This is a genomic window from Yersinia sp. 22-579 (assembly GCF_030433455.1).
Lineage (GTDB): Bacteria > Pseudomonadota > Gammaproteobacteria > Enterobacterales > Enterobacteriaceae > Yersinia > Yersinia enterocolitica.
The window spans coordinates 1-2,129 of the sequence record NZ_JAUJTZ010000033.1; the positions used below are offsets into that span (position 1 = coordinate 1).

The window sequence follows — 2,129 nt, forward strand, 5'->3', positions numbered from 1 at the left end:
TGGTGGAGCTAGACGGGATCGAACCGTCGACCTCTTGCATGCCATGCAAGCGCTCTCCCAGCTGAGCTATAGCCCCAATGCGCACATAATAAATCGTGTGAACGGGGCGCATGATATGAAACCCCTGAAACAGTGTCAACGGCTAATTCTATTTCTCACGCCAAGCGCTGAAAAAGCCGCCAAATCAGTGAGCAAACAGCATAAAAAAGGCGACTTTACTCAGTCGCCTGATAAATGTATTTAATTTTATTGCTGCACTTCACGTTCACTGATAAAAGCGAGCGCTTTATCAATACGAGACAATGAACGCGCCTGACCGATAGCATGGACGGTGACGTCCATTCCTGGTGATTGACCAGCGCCAGTGACCGCTACGCGTAATGGCATGCCAACTTTGCCCATACCTACACCCAACTCATCAGCCGTGCCCTGAATGGCATTGTGAACGTTTTCAGTAGTCCACTCGGTGATGGCAGCCAGTTTGGCTTTAACCGCTTCCAGCGGCTGGCGTGCAACAGGGCGCAAATGTTTTTTCGCGGCATCTGCGTCGAATTCATCAAATTCTTCATAGAAGTAACGGCAAGATTCAGCCATTTCTTTCAGCGTCTTACAGCGCTCGCCCAGCAGTTTAACAATCTCGACCAATTCAGGGCCGTTGCGAGTATCAATACCCAACTGCTCAACCTGCCATGACAGGTGAACGGCAACCTGTTCTGGTGGCAGGCTATTGATATAGTGATGGTTTAGCCATTGCAGTTTTTCAGTATTGAAAGCACTGGCCGATTTACTCACTGCATCCAGGGTGAATAGCTCGGTCATCTCAGCAACAGAGAAAATCTCCTGATCACCATGCGACCAACCCAGGCGAACCAAATAGTTCAGCAGGGCTTCTGGCAGATAACCGTCATCACGGTATTGCATCACGCCGACAGCACCATGACGTTTAGACAGTTTTTTACCATCATCACCCAGAATCATTGAAACGTGGGCATATTCAGGAACGGGCGCGCCCAATGCTTTCAGAATATTAATCTGGCGAGGGGTGTTATTGATATGGTCTTCGCCACGGATAACGTGAGTGATTTCCATATCCCAGTCATCAACCACTACGCAGAAGTTATAAGTTGGTGAGCCATCGGTACGGCGGATAATTAAGTCATCCAGCTCTTGGTTGCTGAATTCGATTGGGCCACGGATTTTATCATTGAAAATAACGGAGCCTTCCTGCGGGTTACGAAAACGCACCACAGAAGGTTCATCAGCGCCATGGGTACACTGGCTATCACGGCAGCGGCCATCGTAGCGAGGTTTCTCACCATTGGCCATTTGGGTTTCGCGCAATTCATCCAAACGCTCTTTAGAGCAATAGCATCGATATGCAGTGCCATTTTCCAACATTTGGTCGATCACCGCATTGTAGCGATCGAAACGTTTGGTTTGGAAATACGGGCCTTCATCCCAATCCAGATTCAGCCAGTTCATACCGTCCATAATGGCGTCGATGGCTTCCTGAGTTGAGCGCTCGAGATCGGTATCTTCAATACGCAAAACGAATTCACCACCGAAATGGCGGGTGAATAACCAGGAATACAGCGCGGTGCGTGCGCCACCAACGTGGAGATAGCCGGTAGGGCTGGGTGCAAAACGGGTTTTGATTTTCATTGGGTTCGATGCCTTATTACGCTACGCCGACCAGCAAAAGCTGGCTGTTGCTCGAATTTCGAAAAAGTAGGCGACATTCTACCACCCTGAGACAATTCCTCAACGATGTTACCGATATGCAATTAGATCCGGCTAAAGAAACGCCCATAGCGGTGATAAATATCGCATCCTGTTTAAATTTGCGGCGAACGATTGTTTTCGTTTTAAAAACCGTTGACTCACTTCGAACTATCCCTATAATGCGACTCCAACAACACGGCGGGGCGATTAGCTCAGTTGGTAGAGCATCTCCTTTACACGGAGGGGGTCATCAGTTCGAATCTGGTATCGCCCACCAAACTCGACGTGTTACTAAGTAAATGAAATAAAAGCATTAAATGAGATAGATGAGGGCGATTAGCTCAGTTGGTAGAGCATCTCCTTTACACGGAGGGGGTCATCAGTTCGAATCTGGTATCGCCCACCAC

At 48.6% G+C, this 2,129-nt stretch carries 1 protein-coding gene and 3 tRNA genes; 2 read left to right on the forward strand and 2 right to left on the reverse strand.

What is annotated here, in order from left to right; translation table 11 throughout:
- Both QSV56_RS21820 and gltX read right to left on the reverse strand, forming a co-directional pair.
- Window positions 1-76: transfer RNA gene (locus tag QSV56_RS21820), tRNA-Ala, on the reverse strand.
- 170 nt (window positions 77-246) lie between these two features.
- Window positions 247-1,662 carry a glutamate--tRNA ligase gene (gltX, locus tag QSV56_RS21825; RefSeq protein ID WP_050129827.1) on the reverse strand — a complete coding sequence of 472 codons (1,416 nt, stop codon included), beginning with the start codon at window positions 1,660-1,662 and terminating at the stop codon, window positions 247-249.
- Between the two features lie 261 nt (window positions 1,663-1,923).
- Between gltX and QSV56_RS21830 the strand changes: the two genes are divergently transcribed.
- Both QSV56_RS21830 and QSV56_RS21835 read left to right on the forward strand, forming a co-directional pair.
- A tRNA-Val gene (locus QSV56_RS21830) sits at window positions 1,924-1,999 on the forward strand.
- A gap of 53 nt (window positions 2,000-2,052) precedes the next feature.
- Window positions 2,053-2,128: transfer RNA gene (locus QSV56_RS21835), tRNA-Val, on the forward strand.
- Window position 2,129 lies beyond the last annotated feature (1 nt).